Source organism: Klebsiella sp. GG_Kp173 (genome assembly GCF_040062415.1).
GTDB lineage: Bacteria > Pseudomonadota > Gammaproteobacteria > Enterobacterales > Enterobacteriaceae > Klebsiella > Klebsiella quasipneumoniae.
This window is the reverse complement of record NZ_JBEAFZ010000021.1, coordinates 105,518-122,891: the sequence shown is the minus strand read 5'-3', so window position 1 is coordinate 122,891 and position 17,374 is coordinate 105,518. Positions and strand designations below refer to the sequence as shown.

General features: G+C 60.6%; 16 protein-coding genes and 1 pseudogene. 4 read left to right on the top strand and 13 right to left on the bottom strand.

The genetic code is table 11. The features are described from left to right. Positions 1 to 75 precede the first annotated feature (75 nt). The 3 genes from ABLU50_RS11925 (at position 76) to ABLU50_RS11915 (ending at position 2,734) form a co-directional block, all read left to right on the top strand. Positions 76 to 510, top strand: a complete 435-nt coding sequence (locus ABLU50_RS11925) for a VOC family protein (RefSeq protein WP_017899595.1) — start codon at positions 76 to 78, stop codon at positions 508 to 510. Between the two features lie 562 nt (positions 511 to 1,072). Then, positions 1,073 to 2,305, top strand: a complete 1,233-nt coding sequence (locus tag ABLU50_RS11920) for a multidrug efflux MFS transporter MdtM (RefSeq protein ID WP_060655980.1) — start codon at positions 1,073 to 1,075, stop codon at positions 2,303 to 2,305. Between the two features lie 36 nt (positions 2,306 to 2,341). Next, complete coding sequence (locus ABLU50_RS11915; RefSeq protein ID WP_087832260.1) at positions 2,342 to 2,734, top strand: VOC family protein; 393 nt, start codon at positions 2,342 to 2,344, stop codon at positions 2,732 to 2,734. Between the two features lie 129 nt (positions 2,735 to 2,863). On the opposite strand, the gene ABLU50_RS11910 is transcribed toward ABLU50_RS11915, so the two are convergent. From ABLU50_RS11910 to ABLU50_RS11870, 9 genes and pseudogenes are all read right to left on the bottom strand, one after another. Further along, complete coding sequence (locus ABLU50_RS11910; protein WP_074194094.1) at positions 2,864 to 3,451, bottom strand: DUF1062 domain-containing protein; 588 nt, start codon at positions 3,449 to 3,451, stop codon at positions 2,864 to 2,866. 299 nt (positions 3,452 to 3,750) lie between these two features. Beyond that, on the bottom strand, positions 3,751 to 4,473 hold the full coding sequence (locus tag ABLU50_RS11905) for an amino acid ABC transporter ATP-binding protein (RefSeq protein ID WP_002908374.1): 723 nt from the start codon (positions 4,471 to 4,473) through the stop codon (positions 3,751 to 3,753). Beyond that, the gene (locus ABLU50_RS11900; RefSeq protein ID WP_087832261.1) at positions 4,460 to 5,224 is read right to left on the bottom strand and encodes an amino acid ABC transporter permease; all 765 of its coding nucleotides are present in this window, start codon (positions 5,222 to 5,224) and stop codon (positions 4,460 to 4,462) included. Before ABLU50_RS11900 ends, ABLU50_RS11905 begins: the two co-directional genes overlap by 14 nt. Before the next feature lie 63 nt (positions 5,225 to 5,287). Next, positions 5,288 to 6,055, bottom strand: a complete 768-nt coding sequence (locus ABLU50_RS11895; protein WP_087832262.1) for a basic amino acid ABC transporter substrate-binding protein — start codon at positions 6,053 to 6,055, stop codon at positions 5,288 to 5,290. Positions 6,056 to 6,147: 92 nt separating this feature from the next. Then, a pseudogene (locus ABLU50_RS11890) lies at positions 6,148 to 7,081 on the bottom strand (MurR/RpiR family transcriptional regulator). After that, complete coding sequence (locus tag ABLU50_RS11885) at positions 7,047 to 8,024, bottom strand: ABC transporter substrate-binding protein (RefSeq protein ID WP_176391519.1); 978 nt, start codon at positions 8,022 to 8,024, stop codon at positions 7,047 to 7,049. The pseudogene ABLU50_RS11890 and the gene ABLU50_RS11885 overlap by 35 nt, the downstream one beginning before the upstream one ends. After that, positions 8,014 to 9,066, bottom strand: coding sequence for an iron ABC transporter permease (locus tag ABLU50_RS11880; protein WP_057215818.1), 1,053 nt, complete (start codon positions 9,064 to 9,066; stop codon positions 8,014 to 8,016). The genes ABLU50_RS11885 and ABLU50_RS11880 overlap by 11 nt, the downstream gene beginning before the upstream one ends. After that, on the bottom strand, positions 9,063 to 10,088 hold the full coding sequence (locus ABLU50_RS11875) for an iron ABC transporter permease (RefSeq protein ID WP_087832264.1): 1,026 nt from the start codon (positions 10,086 to 10,088) through the stop codon (positions 9,063 to 9,065). The genes ABLU50_RS11880 and ABLU50_RS11875 overlap by 4 nt, the downstream gene beginning before the upstream one ends. After that, positions 10,085 to 10,906, bottom strand: a complete 822-nt coding sequence (locus tag ABLU50_RS11870; protein ID WP_004203036.1) for an ABC transporter ATP-binding protein — start codon at positions 10,904 to 10,906, stop codon at positions 10,085 to 10,087. Before ABLU50_RS11870 ends, ABLU50_RS11875 begins: the two co-directional genes overlap by 4 nt. 505 nt (positions 10,907 to 11,411) lie before the next feature. Between ABLU50_RS11870 and ABLU50_RS11865 the strand changes: the two genes are divergently transcribed. Then, the gene (locus tag ABLU50_RS11865; RefSeq protein ID WP_072206859.1) at positions 11,412 to 13,484 is read left to right on the top strand and encodes a TonB-dependent siderophore receptor; all 2,073 of its coding nucleotides are present in this window, start codon (positions 11,412 to 11,414) and stop codon (positions 13,482 to 13,484) included. 121 nt (positions 13,485 to 13,605) lie between these two features. Here the strand turns inward: ABLU50_RS11865 and ABLU50_RS11860 are convergent, their stop codons facing one another. From ABLU50_RS11860 to ABLU50_RS11845, 4 genes are read right to left on the bottom strand one after another with little or no spacing between them, the layout of a single operon-like run. Continuing rightward, positions 13,606 to 14,394: an ATP-binding cassette domain-containing protein gene (locus tag ABLU50_RS11860; protein ID WP_048324560.1), complete on the bottom strand. Its 789-nt coding sequence runs from the start codon at positions 14,392 to 14,394 to the stop codon at positions 13,606 to 13,608. After that, positions 14,388 to 15,383 (bottom strand): ABC transporter permease subunit, encoded by a 996-nt coding sequence (locus ABLU50_RS11855; protein WP_087832265.1) that lies wholly within the window; start codon positions 15,381 to 15,383, stop codon positions 14,388 to 14,390. Before ABLU50_RS11855 ends, ABLU50_RS11860 begins: the two co-directional genes overlap by 7 nt. Continuing rightward, positions 15,364 to 16,401, bottom strand: a complete 1,038-nt coding sequence (locus tag ABLU50_RS11850) for an ABC transporter substrate-binding protein (RefSeq protein WP_032456230.1) — start codon at positions 16,399 to 16,401, stop codon at positions 15,364 to 15,366. The genes ABLU50_RS11855 and ABLU50_RS11850 overlap by 20 nt, the downstream gene beginning before the upstream one ends. Further along, positions 16,398 to 17,372: an ABC transporter substrate-binding protein gene (locus ABLU50_RS11845; protein ID WP_057215827.1), complete on the bottom strand. Its 975-nt coding sequence runs from the start codon at positions 17,370 to 17,372 to the stop codon at positions 16,398 to 16,400. The genes ABLU50_RS11850 and ABLU50_RS11845 overlap by 4 nt, the downstream gene beginning before the upstream one ends. Between the last annotated feature and the right edge of the window lie 2 nt (positions 17,373 to 17,374).

Here is a 17,374-nt window from a genome sequence, read left to right as displayed (position 1 = left end):
CCTTACCTGAGGGTATCCTGTTCCTGCTGGCTCACTGCTGTAACCATTGCCGGCCCCCTGCCGAGAGGAAATTCCATGGAAAGCATGACGTTACATCGTGGCAGATTGATCGATCATATCCTGCTGGTTGTCGAAGACTTTGAGGCAAGCAAAGACTTCTATACCGCCGTACTGTCGGCGCTGGAGATCCCGGTTATTACCACCGCTAATGACTACTTGCTGGCCGACGAACTGGTGGTGGCCTCACGCCACAGCCCGGAGGCTGCCGGGAAACTGACAGGACGCCACCACCTGGCGTTCCAGGCCAGAGATCGTGACAGGGTGGACGCTTTTTACCATGCGGCGCTGACCCATGGCGGCCGCGATAACGGCGCGCCTGGCGAACGACATTATCATCCTGGTTACTATGCCGCTTTTGTGCTGGATCCGCAGGGGAATAATATTGAGGCGGTCTACCATGGCGAGGCTGAGCGCAGCGCCGGGTCTGTTGCGATCAGCTTCACGCAGTAAGCGGGCGAAAGTCACATTTTCTTACCTACGCGATTCCCATAATAAATGTGGGTGTTATCATTTCCTTAATAAATAATTCATACCCATAGCTGAGGCGTCGATGCTGGAAAACCTAATCATCTGATAATCAGACTTCCGACCATGACTGGCCGGACTGATTATCACTGCGCTGAAATCGAATGCGGACACTGGCGAATGTTCGCCTATTTTGCCCATGATGATACAGGTTTCCCGGTATGAATGTTTTCCGTCAGGAGCAAGCGACTTTATTCATTCTCGTCCCCTGCGGACAAACGCTCCACATCCACGCGATGGCAGCGAGCCCCCTCCCTCGCATAAGAAACGTCCCCCCCAGCCAGTTCACCCGGTGCGTTATCCCTCTGCCATGCTCGATCACTCCCTCTGCATGCCGTTGCGTTGCCGTACCCAATGACAGTCGCCAGGCGAATTTTATCTTTCGGTTTGTCATTCCCCGGCCAGCCTGTGACGACAGCCGCAAGGGATCCACATCAACCAGGCCCCGATACCAGGGAAACCGTCACCGACCAGGGAGTCTTCGAGTATGAAATTAGCGTTGGAACCGCATATCCGTTTTAGCAGAATCTTGTTGTTTCCGCTGGCGATGGTTATCTATGATTTTTCTGCTTATCTGACTACCGATCTCATTCAACCTGGTATTATCCACATCATCCGGGAATTTGAGGCTGATGTTGCGTTAGCCCCGGCTTCTGTCAGTCTCTATTTAGCCGGGGGGCTGGCATTACAGTGGCTGCTGGGGCCGCTCTCCGACCGCATCGGTCGCCGCCCCGTACTACTGACCGGAGCCATCATCTTTGCTTTGGCCTGCTTCAGCATGATCTTTGTCACTTCGATTGATCAATATCTTATCGCCCGCTTTATCCAGGGAACCAGTATCTGCTTCATTTCGACAGTCGGCTATGTCTCCATCCAGGAGGCTTTTGATGAAAAAGAGTCTATCCGCATTATGGCGGCGCTGACATCCATCGTTTTGCTGGCGCCGGTAATCGGGCCCCTGGCGGGCGCTGGCCTGATGAATTTCCTGCACTGGAAGTTATTGTTTGCGATCATCGGCGCAATGAGCTTACTGGCCTGGGCGTTACTGATTTTTAACATGCCAGAGACGGTCACCCCTCAGGGCCGGGGGTTTCGTCCGGAAGAGGTATTTTCCGATTTTGTCCGCGCCTTTAAACAGCCGGTAGTGCTGACTGGCGCGCTGGCGTTGTCATTCAGTAACCTGCCGATAATCACCTGGGTAGCACTCTCTCCGGTGATCCTGATCGATGACGGCGGGATGTCGCGCGGCGCCTATGCCTGGACCCAGGTGCCTGTCTTTAGCGGCGTTATTATTGCCAGTATCATCGTGGCCCGTTTTATCAAGGATCCGACTTCTCCCCGCTTTATCTGGCGCACTATCCCGATACAACTGACCGGGTTGTTGGTATTACTGGTGGGAAATATTGCGTGGCCCCATACCTGGTGGTGGTCCGTTTCAGGGACAAGTCTCTATGCCCTCGGAACAGGCCTGTTGTTCCCCGTATTATTCCGTTTTGCGCTTTTTTCCCACTCCCTGCCGAAAGGGACGGTTTCAGCCACCATCAACATTGTGGCGCTCAGTTTTATGGCAGCCTCGGTGGAAGTAGCGCGCTGGGTTTACTTCCAGGCTGGCGGCAGAATAGCTTTTCACTGCCTGGCGCTGATAGCGGGAATCGTCGTCATCATGCTGGTCTCGCGCTTGTTAAAACTCCGTCAACAACATCTCCTTCAGCCAGCCTGAAGGTTTACGCCTTTTTGCCCACAACAGGAGAACACTATGTTTTCATACATAATGCTGGGAACGAACGATCTACCACGCGCCATCGAATTCTATGACCCGTTAATGGCATTGCTGGGGCACCCCAAAGCCGGCCGTAACGAACAGGGGGCGTCCTGGGGCACCTTCAACGACAATCACACCTGTGGGCTGTGCGTGGGTATTCCTTTTGACCTGCAGCCTGCCGGGGCGGGTAATGGAACGATGGTGGCGCTTAACGCCCGCTCCGTCGAACATATTGCGGAACTGCATGCCCTCGCCCTGCAACTCGGCGGACGTGACGAAGGCGCTCCCGGTCATCGCCCACAATATGGCAACGGCTTTCACAGCGCCTACGTCCGCGATCCCGACGGCAATAAGCTGGCGTTTGTTTATTATGCGTCGGCAGCTTGAATGGCTGCTGCGGAAGTGCCTTTTTCAGGCAGTAATGCGTCATTCAGGACGGCCGACTTCGCCGTCCTGATTTCATTGATAATCACGAAAAACCGCGGTTAAAGCGCTACGACTTCTCTCCCCGACGAGTTATCTACCGCGAAGTGATAACGTAATCCGGCGTCGCGCATACAGCGTTTCCGCCGCCAGCTGAAAATGATATTCCATCGCCTTCAGCTTTTTCGTCTTGAGCTGTTTTAGTGGAATACCCTCGATATGCCCTGTCGCGACCAACCACCGGATTTCAGCCGTACTCAGCTTGAGCTGTTTTTTCAGTATTGATAGCAGGCTGATGCGAAATGGCTGACTGACTCTGACGCGCACCGTTATCCGCGGGCACGCCATCAGCGTCACCGACCATTGCTCATGAATACGAAAATTGCGATGCCCCGACGGCTCGGCGCCGTTGCGCTTCAGCGTCGCGAGGTCAGCGGCGTAATAGTGGACCATAGCTGCATCGTTCTGCATCAAGCGCTGAAGCAGTTTACGGTTTATCTTGCTGACATGCAGCCTGGAAAACAGGGCGATATTCCATGTGTAATCGCAGTGCGTGCATTTATAGATGCTCCAGATATCCAGCAGCTTCTTTTGCGAATTCACCCGGATGGCGCCGGAAGGTGCGAAGTCGCGTTTTACATTGCAGGCGGGGCAGCGTTTGGCAATGTGCTGATACCCCACGGGCGTGACCGTCCATGTAACTGTCATAACGTACCTTTTTTAACCCATACGAAACCGAGTCCGTCATTAACGGACCATGATTTTTGGCGTATGAAAAATAGTTAGTCGCTATTTTTCAGTGGGTTAAAAAAAGATTTCCAACGTTATATTCCTGGAGAAGCCCAAAGCGATACCCGGAGATTAACAAAGGGGTTATCGCGGGATATATGAGTTCAGTCAATGTTTATACTGATGATGAAAAACATCATCAATATATTTGACAACACTCAGCGGGCTGGCCTGGCGCCAGCCCGCTCGGTTTACAGCACCTTGCTGAGGAACGCGGCGGTGCGTGGGTTGCTCGGCGCGCTAAAGATCTGCCCCGGCTTGCCCTCTTCCTGAATCACGCCCTGGTCGATGAAGATCACCCGGTCGGCCACTTCGCGGGCAAAGCCCATTTCGTGGGTCACGATCACCATGGTCATCCCCTCGCTGGCGAGGTTTTTCATTACCTCCAGCACGTCGCCCACCAGCTCCGGATCCAGCGCCGAAGTGGGCTCATCAAACAGCATTATCGACGGCTTCATCGCCAGCGCGCGGGCAATCGCGACGCGCTGCTGCTGGCCGCCGGACAGGCTCGAGGGCCAGGCGTCGCGCTTATCGCTTAACCCCACCTTCGCCAGCAAGGCTTCCGCCAGGTCGACCGCCTGCTGGCGCGGCATATTGCGCAGGTTCATCGGCGCCATAATCAGGTTTTCCAGCACCGTCATGTGCGGGAACAGGTTAAAGCGCTGGAACACCATGCCGACGCTTTCGCGCATCTTGTTGAGGTCGGTAGTGCGGTCGTGAGCGGCAAAGCCGTTGACTACCACCTCGCCTTCGCTGACCGTCTCCAGGGCGTTCATACAGCGCAGGAAGGTACTTTTCCCCGAGCCGGACGGGCCGATGATGCACACCACTTCCTGCGGTTTAATATCGCAGCTGATGCCGCGCAGCACGTGGCTGTCGCCGAAGCGCTTATGTAAGTTATTAATGTGAATCACTTTTGCCAAACCTCTTTTCCAGACGGTTAACCAGCTGCGCCAGCAGGAAGGTGATCACCCAGTAGACCAGGGAGATGGTCAGGTAGGGTTCCCAGTAGGTGGCGTAGGCGCCGGAGACGGTGCGCGCGGCGTAGGCCAGATCGGCCAGGCCAATCGCCGAGGCCAGCGAAGAGTCCTTAACAATGGCGATGGCGTTGTTGCCCAACGGTGGCAGAATGCGGCGAAACGCCTGCGGCAGGATAACCTTGCGCATGGTTTTCCACCACGGCATGCCCAGCGCGCGGGAGGCCTCCATCTGCCCTTTGTCGATCGACTGGATGCCGGCGCGGAAAATCTCCGACACATAGGCCCCGGCGTTAAGGGTGATCGCCACGATGCAGGAGAGGAACGCCCCGTAGCTGGCGCGCAGCTCGCGGGCAAAGTCGGCGCTCATCAGGCCGCAGGTCACCAGCAGGCCGTCGCGCGGGTTGATAAATAGCGGCACCAGCGCAAAGTGCACCACCATGATCTGCACGAACAGCGGCGTACCGCGGAAGGCGCTAACGTAAAAGCGCACCGGAAACTGCACCAGGTAGCGGAGAATATATTTCCACGGCCCGTGCTCGGCCTTCGCCATCCGTCCGAGACCGAGGGTTAACCCCCACAGCGTCCCGAGGATCACGCAGATAATGGTACATTTAATCGTCATCAGGGCGCCGTCCACAAACAGCGGACCGTACTCCTCGATGATCTCCCAACGGAATCCCGTCATAGTCCTTCCCTAAAAAATACGGCTATCGCCTGGGCGATAGCCGTGGTCACTGAAAAAGGTGGGTTATTGCGCTGGCAGCGTCGGCACGTTGTCGTCGAACCAGGTTTTATAGATTTTGGCGTAAGTCCCGTCGGCAACGATCTTCTGCAGACCGGCGTTGATTTTGCCCAGCAGTTCGCTGTTGCCTTTCGCCACCGCGATACCGAAATACTGACGTTCGAATTTGGCATCCGGCACCAGCTTGAACTGCTTCTCCGGGTGCTGTTTGATGTAGTACTTCACCACCCCGACGTCACCCACCGCGGCGCTGACGCCGTCCTCGAACAGTTCCTGGAGCATCAGCGGGGTATTGTCGAAGCGCTTGATCGCCGTGCTGTTCTTGCCCAGCACCTCAGAAACCACGATATCGCCGGTGCTGGAGTTCACCACCCCGACCTTCTCGTTTTTCAGGGCCGCCAGCGAATCCACCTTCGAGTCCTGGGCGACGACGATAGACTGCTCAGCCGGGAAGTACGGCGCGGAGAAATCGACCATCTGTTTGCGTTTATCGGTGATGGTGATCCCGGAGATGATGATGTCGCGGTCGCCGGTGTTCAGCGTGGCGAAGATGCCTTCCCATGGGGTATTGACCAGCTTGACGTCAAAGCCTTCGGCTTTGGCAATGGCCTTGATGATGTCGATGTCGAAACCTTCCAGCTGTTTCTGGCTGTTTTCAAATTCAAACGGCCGGTAGGTGCCGCCGGAGCCTACAGTATAGGTTTCCGTAGCCGCCTGTCCGGCTGCCGTCAGCGCGGCCATCATGAAACACGCTTTGAGCAAATTCTTGACCATGAGATTTCCTTTTTATGCATTTATTTTGCATAAAAATACACACACTGACTTTTATATGCAACCGGAAACCTTCCCGCTGGTGAATTATCTTATCAACTGCCGCGTTTACCGCCGGATTTACCAATGGCCCGGTGCAGGTCGTTGATTCGCTTCAGGGATTTCACCGTTTTTTGTGGCGTGGTGGAGGCCACCGACAGAACAATCATCTCCAGACAGACCAGCACCGTGCCGTGCAGCGGCATCCGGCTACTGTCCCCGCCGCGCGGGACGTCAATCACCACCTGCGCCTCCTGGCTGAAGCGCGAGTCCACCGCCTGGGTCAGCAGGATGGTCGGAATACCCAAGCGCTTCGCCTCGCGCAGGGTGGTCATCCCCTCACGATGGGGCGATTTTTGCCCCATCATGATCAGCACATCGCCGCGCTGCAGGCCGATGAGCTGCTCGGCGAGGCTGAAACCCGTGCGGTTCATCACATACGCCGGCAGGCCAATGCGGCTGAACAGCCGGGCGGTGTACTCGGCGAGGATCCCCGAGGCGCCGATACCGAAGATCCCCACCTGGCGTGCGTCGCTGAGCAATGCCACCGCCTGAGCCACCGCCGCGCGGTTGTCGGCCCGCGACAGGACCTCGCAAACCCGTTGATGGCCTTCCAGCACAAAATCAATACTGGAATTGACGTCGCTGGAGAGCGCGGTGACCGTGGTGCGCATCTTTTCCGCCGAGGTGACCGAGGTGCCGAACCAGCGCTCCATGGTCTGCTTAAGCTCGCGCAGCCCGGCGAAGCCCAGCGCCTGGATGGCGCGCACCACCGTGGCGTCGGAGGTCTGGGTCGCGGTGGCGATCTCCATCGCCGTCTGCTCCAGCACCACCTCGCGGTTGTCGTTGATATAGCTGACCACGGCCCGCAGTCGCGGAGAGAGCTGATGCGCCCGGGCGCGATAGCGTTCGCCGAACAGGTCGACCCGCCCCTTCTCTTTTTTTACCGCGCTTTTCATTTGGCCTCCGCCGGGAGCGGCCTGCCGGCAATATGCGACTGCACCTGGGCCACCATCAGGGAGAGCGCGGCGTAGGAGTTGGAGATCACCTCCTCCCGCGGCAGCAAAATATAGTGCCCGGTGCGGCAGGCGCGCATAAAGTCGCACCAGCCGGGCATCACCGCTTCCATCGCCTGCAGCTCATCCTGCAGCTTACCGCCGGTATCCGACCGCCAGGTGGCGAAGACAAAATCGGCGTCCAGCTCCGGCAGCTGTTCCGCGCTGACGTCAATGCGCTGGCCGTCGGGGATCCGCTCAATCAGCGGCGGAAAGCGGAACCCGGGGTCGCGCAGCACCCGGCCCAGGGCATGATACGAATGATGCACCGTGACCTTGCCATTGTTCGCCTGGATCACCGAGACGGTGTACTGAGAAGGGTTGACCATCGCTTTCAGCTGCTTGATTTGTTCCTGATAGCGACGCTCAAGGATCGCCAGCCGCGGCTGGGTGCTGGTCAGCTGGGCCAGCTTGCGGTAAATCTCCGGGGCGCTGCCCTGTAGATGGTCGATACTCACCGTCGGGGCAATCTTCTCCAGCTGCTCCACCGACACGTGGCGGCTGGGCTCGGTGATGATCAGATCCGGCCTGACGGCAGCCACCGCTTCCAGATCGATATCGGCGGTGCCAATAAAGCGGATATCGCTGTTATCGAAATCGACACCGGTGAGCTGGGCGCTGGAGCGCAGATAGTGGCTGCCGTCCGGGCGCGTGCGGCCGTGGCTGGCGATCGGTGGCGCCCCGAGCTCAATCAGCGGAATAGTAATATCGAGATCGTGCATCGAAACAATGCGCTGCGGATGCAGCGGGACGGTGACCGTGCGGCCTAAATCATCGGTAAAAGTTTGAGTATGTGGGTCGGCGGCGCTGACGGCCCCCGTCAGCAACAGCAGCAATGAGACGAACCAACGCATAATACCTTCCTGATTAAAGGGCATCACGGCGACGCCAGAGCAAGACAACAAAGAACGGGCAGCCCACCAGGGCAATCACAATCCCCGCCGGGATCTGCAGCGGCGCAAACGCCAACCGGCCAAGGGTATCGGTCGCCAGCACCAGCAAGGCGCCAATCAGGGCGCTGCCGCTCAGCAGCGAGACCTGGCCGCCGCGCAGCACGAAACGCGCCATATGCGGCGCCATCAGGCCCACAAAGCCCAGGCTGCCGACGCAGGAGACGCTGGCCGAGGTCAGCAGCACCGGGGCGAAAAAGCGCAGCAGAGTCAACTGCTGCAGACGCACCCCGAGGCCGATGGCGGTTCGGTCGCCCAGCAGCGCCGCGTCCGCCGCCCGGGCGGTACAGAACAGGATGATGGCCCCGGGCAGCGCCCAGCAAAAGGCCACCGCCAGCAGCGGCCAGGTGGCGGCCTGCAGGCTGCCCGCCAGCCAGATCATCGCCGTCTGCACGTCGCGTACGTCGGCGGTGGTCATAAAGATGCCGACCGCCGCCGCCAGGGTCCAGGAGACGCCGATGCCAATTAAAATAAAGCGCGGCCGCGAGCAGTCGCGGGCCAGCGTCAGGACCAGCAAGGCCACCGCCACGCCACCGACCATCCCCGCCAGCGGCCGCCAGACCAGGCCTACCGCCGGGAAAAACAGCACCAGCGCCAGGACCACGATGCTGGCCCCCTCTTTAACGCCGATCAGCCCCGGGTCGGCCAGCCCGTTGCGGGTGATACTCTGCATCGCCGCGCCGGCCAGCCCCAGCATGGCCCCGCACATCAGCGCCATCAGGATCCGCGGCAGGCGGATATCAAACAGAATAAAGCGCGGCTGCTCGCCCATCTCCTGTGGCGCCAGCAGGGCCCGCGCCAGCGTCGATGCGGGCAGCGGATAGCTGCCGCGGCTGAGGCTGTACAGCCCGAGCGCCAGCAGCATCAGCAGCATAAAGGCGGCAATTTTCAGCGCCGCCGGGCGCAGCAGCAGCTGGCGGGAAGCGAAAAGCAGCGGCCGAAAACCGGCCCGGTGAACGGCGCGCGTCATTTAAAAAACCTCGCGGCGATAAAGATAAACAGCGGTGCGCCCACCAGGGCGGTCATCGCCCCGGTGGCCAGCTCCTGCGGCGCGACCAGCGTCCGGGCGGCGATATCCGCCAGGAGCAGCACCAGCGCCCCCACCGGCGCCGCCAGGGGCAGCGCCAGGCGGATATCTTCCGTCACCAGACGGCGCACCACGTGCGGCACCACCAGCCCGACGAAGCCGATCGGTCCGGCCACCGCCACCGCCGCGCCGCAGAGCAGCGCAATCGCCAGCAGGCCCAGCAGCCGCGTCTGGACGAGGTTCACGCCGAGGCCCAGCGCCACCTTATCCCCCAGAGCCAGCACGTTAAGGCGCGGGGCAAGGAACAGCGCGACGCCAAGGCCGATCAGCGCCGGGACCAGCGCCGTCCACAGCGTGCTCCAGTTCAGCCCGGCCAGATCGCCCGCCAGCCAGGTGCGCATCGCCAGCAGCGTTTGTTCATCGAGAATTAATATCGCCGCCGTCACCGCCGACGCAAACGCCGACAGCGCTACCCCGCACAGCGTGATGCGCAGCGGCGTCGCTCCGCCGCGACCGGCAGAGGCCAGCACCATCACCCCGCCGAACAGCAGCGCCGCGCCGCAGGCGGCGGTCAGCGGCCGCGCGGCGGGGAAAGCGCCGAGAGAGAGCCCCAGCGCGGAGGTCGCCACCACTGCCAGCGACGCGCCGGCGTTAAGGCCGAGGATATGCGGCTCGCCCAGCGGGTTGCGGATCACCGTCTGCAGCAGCAGCCCGGCGACGCCGAGCGCCGCGCCGGTCAGCAGCGCCGCCGCCAGCCGCACCAGGCGCAGTTCGACGATAATCCGCTGCTCGAAATTGCGCGGATTGTACTCCAGCAGCGCCTGCAGCACCGTCTGCGGGGCGATCCAGCGGGCGCCCAGGCCAAGATGCACCAGCGAACCGGCGATAAGCAGCAGCGTAAGCAGGAGCAGTGCCAGTCGGGGACGGGCGCGCCGCCGCGCGGAATGCAGGATAGTCACGCTCATTGCGCCGCCGCCTGGCGGGCGCGAAACGGCATAAAGAAGGGTTTGCCGGTTTGCGGGTTAATCGACATCTGCACGTCAACGTCAAACACGCGTTTAATCAGCTCAGGGCTACAGACTTCGTTGTCGCTAATCGTACCGGCGATGCGCCCCTGTTTGAGAAACACCAGCAGATCGGCGTAGTTCACGGCAAAGTTGAGGTCATGGAGCACCGTCACCACCGTGCGGCCATGTTCGCGGGTCAGGGTCTGGAGCAGCTCGAGAATATCGACCTGATAGCGCAGGTCGAGCCAGGTGGTCGGCTCATCGAGCAGAATGGTGGCCGTTTGCTGGGCCAGCGCCATGGCGATCCAGCAGCGCTGACGCTGGCCGCCGGAGAGGCTGTCCACCGGCAGATGAGCGAACTCGCGGGTGCCCGTTAAGCGCAGCGCCTCCTCCACCGCCAGCTCATCGGCGTCTGACCACTGACGCATCAGCCCCTGCCACGGATAGCGCCCACGCGAGACCAGCTCGAAAACCGTTAACCCTTCCGGGGTCAGCGGCGATTGCGGCAGGATGCCGAGCTGGCGCGAGACGGCCTTCGTCGGCATCTGATGAATGGCTTGCCCGTCCAGACGCACGCAGCCGCCGAGCGGCTTCAGCATCCTGGCGATAGTCGATAACAGCGTGGATTTGCCGGAGCCGTTCGCCCCTGCCAGCACCGTCATTTTGCCGCTGGGGATGGTCAGGTTGATGTCGTCAACGATCAGGGTCTGGCCGTAGCCGGCTGACAGGGCATCCAGTACGATCCCCTGCTCTGCAGGTGTCACCCGCTGTGGCATAACTCGCTCCTGCACCGCAGCGTTCCAGGCGATGGCTGGACATTCTGCAGTCAAATCAAAATAAATCTCATTCTCTTTTGATCATGACGGGGATGAATGTAGTAGTCAATAGTCGCCATCGTCTTCCTGCGGAGACGCTGACTACAGCGAGGCTGCGCCAACACAACATAATTTAAATAAAACAATATCAAATAGATAAGTGCATAACGCTCCCTACTGGAGGCGTTTAAAACGTCCTGTTCCTCGCCGCTGAAATTTTATCTTGCATAACGTTTACTACTACATTCCTTCATGGTTGAATGATTCTCAATTACACATATAAAGGCGCATTCAGACGCTAAACCACGTGTTTTTATTATTCAGGGCAATGATTTTATTGGCTTTATCTGACCGCAAAGGCAGATTCGTTCACGAGAAAAAGATAATGACTCAACCCCATGTCGCCTTCACCTCGTTGCAAGGGCGGGCGCTTTTTTCGCTTCTTTTTTTAGCCTCACCGGGATTAATGGCCGCGGAAAATCACGCGGCGAAAGATAACAACGATGCGGAAGAGACCATCACCGTGGTGGCCAACGACGCCCAGCAGAGCGCCACCAGCGGCTATCAACCGCTCAGCTCCTCTACCGCGACGTTGACCTCAATGCCGCTGCTGGATATTCCGCAGGTGGTGAATACCGTCAGCGATCGGGTTCTCGAAGATCAGCACGCCACCTCGCTCGATGAGGCGCTGTATAACGTGGCCAACGTGGTGCAGACCAACACCCTTGGCGGCACCCAGGACGCTTTTACCCGCCGCGGCTTCGGCGCTAACCGCGACGGCTCGATCATGACCAACGGCCTGCGCACCGTGCTGCCGCGTAGCTTTAACGCCGCCACCGAACGGGTGGAAGTCCTGAAGGGACCCGCCTCGACGCTGTACGGTATTCTCGATCCCGGCGGGCTGATCAACGTCATCACCAAACGTCCGGAGCGGCAGTTCTCCGGTTCGGTTTCCGGGACGTCCACCAGCTTTGGCGGCGGCACCGGCAGCGTCGACGTCACCGGCCCCATCGAAGGCACGAATCTGGCGTACCGGCTGATCGGCGAATATCAGAATGAGGATTACTGGCGCAACTTTGGTAAAAACAAAAGCCGCTTTATCGCCCCTTCCCTGACCTGGTTTGGCGACCGGGCGACGGTGACCGCGTCCTATTCGCACCGCGACTACAGCGCCCCCTTCGACCGCGGCACTATCTTCGATCTCAATACCGGGCATGCGGTGAACGTCGATCGCAAAACCCGCTTCGACGAAGCCTTTAATATTACCGATGGCTATTCCGACCTCGCCCAGCTCAACGCCGAGTATCGCCTTAACGACGCCTGGACCGCGCGCTTCGATTACAGCTACAGCCAGGATCACTATAACGATAACCAGGCGCGGGTGATGGCCTATGATTCGGCGACCGGCAACCTCACCCGCCGGGTTGACGGTACCCATGGCTCCACGCAGAAGATGCACTCGACCCGCGCCGACCTGCAGGGCAACGTGGTGGTGGGTGGCTTTTATAACGAACTGCTGACCGGCGTCGCCTATGAGAATTACGATCTGCTGCGCACCGATATGCTGCGCTGCAAGAACGTGAAAGGCTTTAACATCTATCATCCGGTCTACGGCACCCTCGACACCTGCAATACCGTCTCCGCGTCCGACAGCGATCAGCGGATCCAGCAGGAGAGCTATGCCGCTTACGTGCAGGACGCGCTGTACCTCACCGACAACTGGATCGCCGTCGCCGGCGTGCGCTACCAGTATTACACCCAGTACGCCGGTAAAGGCCGACCGTTTAACGTCAATACCGACAGCCGCGATGAGAAATGGACGCCGAAAGCCGGCCTGGTCTACAAAGTGACGCCGAACGTGTCGCTGTTCGCCAACGTCGCCCAGTCGTTTATGCCGCAGTCGTCGATCGCCAGCTATATCGGCGAGCTGCCGCCGGAAGAGTCCACCGCCTACGAAGTGGGCGCCAAATTCGACCTGCTGGAGGGCATAACCGCCAATATCGCGCTGTTTGATATCCATAAGCGCAACGTGCTGTACACCGAGAGTATTGGTGATGAGACGGTGGCGAAAACCGCGGGCAAGGTGCGTTCCCAGGGGGTGGAGGTGGATCTGGCCGGGTCAATTACCGATAACCTCAGCATGATTGCCAGCTACGGCTATACCGACGCCAAAGTGCTGGAAGATCCGGATTACGCGGGGAAACCGCTGCCGAACGTACCTAAGCACACCGGTTCGCTGTTCCTGACCTATGACATTCATAACGTCTACAACAGCAACACCCTGACGGTCGGCGGCGGCGGCCATGCGGTCAGCAAGCGCTCCGGCACCAACGGCGCGGATTATTATCTGCCGGGCTATGCGGTGGCAGACGTGTTCGCCGCCTATAAGATGAAGCTGCAGTATCCGGTGACGCTGCAGGTGAACGTGAAGAACCTGTTTGATAAGACCTATTACACCTCTTCCATCGGCACCAATAACCTCGGTAACCAGATTGGCGATCCGCGTGAGGTGCAGTTCACGGTGAAGATGGATTTTTAACCCTTACCCTGGCAACGGATGTCGATTGCCGGGCGGCGCTGCGCTTGCACCGGCCTACGGACCTTCCCCTCGAGTTCGTAGGCCCGGTAAGGCGCAGCCGCCACCGGGCATTGCGTTCACCTTACCAGTCCTCCTCCTGGCCGAGGATGCGCAATATATCCTGACGATGCTGCAGCAGCTGCGGGTTATCGCGATGGCGGGGAAAGTCCAGCGGCAAGGCGAACTCGGCGATAATCCGCCCCGGACGCGGCGACATCACCAGCACCCGCTCGCACAGCAGCAGCGCCTCTTCGATATCGTGGGTCACCAGCAGGCTGGTATAACCCTGCTGCTGCCAGAGGGCGATCAGCTCCCGCTGCATACTGATGCGGGTCAGCGAGTCCAGCTTGCCCAGCGGTTCGTCGAGCAGCAGCAGGCGCGGCTCGTTCAACAACGCGCGCGCCAGCGCGGCGCGCTGCGCCATCCCCCCTGACAGCTGCCGCGGCCACGCCTCGCTGAAGGCCTGCAGCCCGATGCGGTCAATCAGCGCGTCGGCCTTTGCTTCCAGCCCCCTTTTGCCCTGCGCCTGCGGGCCCAGCAGTACGTTCTGCCGCACCGTCAGCCACGGATAGAGCGTCGGATCCTGAAATACCAGTATGCGCTCCGGCCCGGGAGCGCCGAGCGGCGCGCCGTCGAACTGCATCTGTCCGCTCTGCGGCGCTTCCAGCCCGGCCAGCAGCCGCAGCAGGGTGGATTTACCGCAGCCGGAAGGACCCAGCAGCGCCACGCTTTCCCCCGGCCGCAGCTGCAGGCTGATATTCTCCAGCACCGGCACCGCCTGTTTGCCGAGCGTAAACGCGTGATGAAGATGGCTTATCGATACCGCCGCGCCGCGCGCTATCGTCTGCGAACCTGATGTCGCGGTTACCATTGCATCCCTCCCCGCTGCCAGCTCAGCAGCTTATCGCGCAGCATAAATAATCCGCTAATCAGGCCGGAGCACAGCAAGGCCATCACCAGCAGCGCGGCGTACATATTGGGATAGGCCGCCCAGCCCTGGGCCCACTGGAGGTAAAAGCCGATCCCCGACTTCACCCCGACCATTTCAGCCACAATCAGCACCGAAAACGACGCGCCAAGCCCCATAAACAGGCCGACAAAGACGTTCGGCAGCGCGGCGGGGATCGCCACCCGCAGGATCAGGAAACGCTGGCTGGCGCCGAGGGTCCGCGCCACGTCGTACCATGCCTTGTCAATGCCAATGACCCCGGACCAGGTCAGCACCGTGACCGGGAACCAGGTGCTCAGCGCAATCAAAAACACACTGGCGCCGAAGCTTGACGGAAAAATAAACAGGCACAGCGGCAGCAGCGCGGTAGACGGCACCGGCCCCAGCAGGCGTAACACCGGATGGACCCAGTAGCCAATCCGTTGCGACCAGCCAATGGCCAGACCGGTGATGAACCCGCTGCTGGTGCCGAGCAGCACGCCGAGCCCCAGCAGCCCCAGGGAGTGCAACAGGCTGTCGAGCAGACGCGGCCAGTCATCATGCAGCACCTCGATCAGCGCCTGCGGCGGCGCGAAAAACGGCACCGGCAGCACGCCGCTCTTGGCGGTCAGCCCTTCCCAGACAGCGAACAGCACCGGCAGCAGCGCCAGCCACTTGCCGGCATGCCGCACGCGCGCGCCGCGCGCTCGCCAGTAGCGATAGCTCAGCGCCAGCAGCAGCAAGCCGCCGCCGAAGGTGAACTGCGCCAGCGCCCAGCCCTCGCTAAACGGCCAGCGCCGCCCGGCATCGGGCCAGGTCAGAGTAAACAGACCGCCCAGCAGCCACAGCGCGGCGGCCAGCAGCCCTTCTCCCCACAGCGGCGCGCGGCCGGTGGGGCGCGCCAGAGCCTGCTCAAGCGAAGACGTTGGCATAGATACTCTCCGCAAACTGATGGGGATCGGTGCCCGGTTTGATCACCTGCACCCGCTGCAGGTCGACCGCGTACTGCGTCAGCTCTTTCACGAACGCCTCACCCACCGCGTGGTGGCCGTGCCCCTGCCCGTGCAAAATGCCGCTCACCTCCGCTTCATTGGTATTGAGCGCATGGGCAAGGAAGGATTGCGCCACGCTTTCCGGGTGTTCTGCGGCATAGCTGTGCGCTTCAAGGATCGCCTGAGTGAGCGCCGCGGCGGCCGGTTTATGGTCCCGCGCCAGGCTCCCGCTCACCCCCAGCACGCAGCAGCTGAGGTTGGCATAATCTCCGGTCATATTGCTGGCGACAAGCTGATACTTGCCGGTCTCCAGCAGCCGATAGCTGAATGGCTCGCTGCCGCTGATGGCGGCGATTTCGCGTTTGTCCAGCGCCACGCTGAGCAGATCCGCCGGGTAGACTTTCCACTGCACGTCGCTGATCGGGTCGATACCGTGGCGCTTAAGCAGAATGGCGAAGAAATTTTTATCCGGCCCGGCCATGTCGGTGACGCCGATGGTTTGTCCCTTCAGGCTCTCGAGGCCGCCGAACGGCGAGTCTTTGGCCGTCAGCAGGTTCAGACAGCCGCCGTGGGTCCCGGCGGTGAGCTTGACGTCAAAACCCTGCTCCAGCGCCTTCAGCCAGCGCAGCGCCATCCCCACCCCGGCGTCGGCCTTGCCGGTGGCGATCGCCTCCAGCAGCACATCGGTGGAGTTGCCGAAGTTAACAAACTCAACGTCGAGGTTATATTTACTGAAAATCTTCTGCTGCTCGGCGACGGCGACCGGCGCGAGGCATACCGCACTTTTGTTGATCGCCAGCTTGATCTTGTACGGCTCTGGCAGGCGCAGCGCCGGATGGGCATCGCCGCTGGCCATCTCCGCCATATCGTGAGCCCACAGCGGCAGGGAGACCCCGGCCAGCGCCAGGCCGCCGCTAAGCTGTAAAAAACGGCGGCGGGAAAAAGCGGATCGGCTCATGGCGTCACCTCCGCGTGGACCGGCGCGGCGGGCACGCTAAAGCTGGGGTCAAAGGTCGGCTTCACGTCCAGCCGGGTGCGGATCAGGCCGTTGGCGAGATAAAAGTCCGCCGTCGCCTGCTGTTGGGTCACGGTTTCCTCTGCCAGCGGTTGCCACTGCGACTGGCGGTTGGCAAACTGCGCGCGGGCGATCTCCGCCGGGAAGCGGATGATCTCCCCCAGCGTTTTGCCGTAGCTGTCGAGATTGGCGTAGGCCCAGCGCTCGGCGCCGGCCAGGCGCTGGAGATAATCCTGCAGCGCGGCGCGCTTTTGCGGATCGTTAAGCGCGGAATCCGTTGCCGCAAGGAAGGTATTCCCCGGCAGCAGCCCTTTGCCGCTCGCCAGGATCTGCCCCTCGTTGGTCTTCACCATCTGGGTGGTGTAGGGTTCCCAGGTCGCCCAGGCGTCCACCGAACCGTTAAGCAGCGCCACTTTGGCGTCCACCGGGCCGAGGAACACCCACTGCACCTCCTTCGGCGAGATGCCCGCCTGCTCGAGCGCTTTCAGCGCCACGAAATGACCAATCGACCCTTTGCCGGTGGCAATGCGCTTGCCTTTTAACCCGGCGGCGGTTTTTATCGCGCTGCCGGGGGAAACCAGCACCGCGGTCCCCGCCGGGTTGCTTTTGTCCACGGCAATCGCTTTTACCGGCGCGCCGTTAGCCAGGGCGAAGAGCAGCGGCGCATCGCCGATGATCCCCGCGTCCACGGCGCCCGCGTTAAGGGCTTCCGCCAGCGGTGCGGCGGCCGGGAACTCGGCCCACTTAATGTCGTAAGGGAGATTTTGCAGGGCGTTGGCCGCCTCCAGCTGCGAACGCATGCCGCCTTTTTGATCGGCAATGCGCAGGGTAAGCCGCTCCTGCGCCGTCGCGTAACCGCCCAGCGCCAGCAGCATCAGCGCTGCCGCCACCCGGCCTGAGAATGATAGACGCATCG

Coding starts and splice junctions, on each gene's coding strand:
- ABLU50_RS11885 (WP_176391519.1), bottom strand. CDS start 8,024: ATGCCCTTTAATCAGGAAGGTATTATGCGTTGGTTCGTCTCATTGCTG.
- ABLU50_RS11845 (WP_057215827.1), bottom strand. CDS start 17,372: ATGCGTCTATCATTCTCAGGCCGGGTGGCGGCAGCGCTGATGCTGCTG.
- ABLU50_RS11915 (WP_087832260.1), top strand. CDS start 2,342: ATGTTTTCATACATAATGCTGGGAACGAACGATCTACCACGCGCCATC.
- ABLU50_RS11920 (WP_060655980.1), top strand. CDS start 1,073: ATGAAATTAGCGTTGGAACCGCATATCCGTTTTAGCAGAATCTTGTTG.
- ABLU50_RS11880 (WP_057215818.1), bottom strand. CDS start 9,066: ATGACGCGCGCCGTTCACCGGGCCGGTTTTCGGCCGCTGCTTTTCGCT.
- ABLU50_RS11855 (WP_087832265.1), bottom strand. CDS start 15,383: ATGCCAACGTCTTCGCTTGAGCAGGCTCTGGCGCGCCCCACCGGCCGC.
- ABLU50_RS11925 (WP_017899595.1), top strand. CDS start 76: ATGGAAAGCATGACGTTACATCGTGGCAGATTGATCGATCATATCCTG.
- ABLU50_RS11865 (WP_072206859.1), top strand. CDS start 11,412: ATGGCCGCGGAAAATCACGCGGCGAAAGATAACAACGATGCGGAAGAG.
- ABLU50_RS11870 (WP_004203036.1), bottom strand. CDS start 10,906: ATGCCACAGCGGGTGACACCTGCAGAGCAGGGGATCGTACTGGATGCC.
- ABLU50_RS11875 (WP_087832264.1), bottom strand. CDS start 10,088: ATGAGCGTGACTATCCTGCATTCCGCGCGGCGGCGCGCCCGTCCCCGA.
- ABLU50_RS11900 (WP_087832261.1), bottom strand. CDS start 5,224: ATGACGGGATTCCGTTGGGAGATCATCGAGGAGTACGGTCCGCTGTTT.
- ABLU50_RS11860 (WP_048324560.1), bottom strand. CDS start 14,394: ATGGTAACCGCGACATCAGGTTCGCAGACGATAGCGCGCGGCGCGGCG.
- ABLU50_RS11895 (WP_087832262.1), bottom strand. CDS start 6,055: ATGGTCAAGAATTTGCTCAAAGCGTGTTTCATGATGGCCGCGCTGACG.
- ABLU50_RS11850 (WP_032456230.1), bottom strand. CDS start 16,401: ATGAGCCGATCCGCTTTTTCCCGCCGCCGTTTTTTACAGCTTAGCGGC.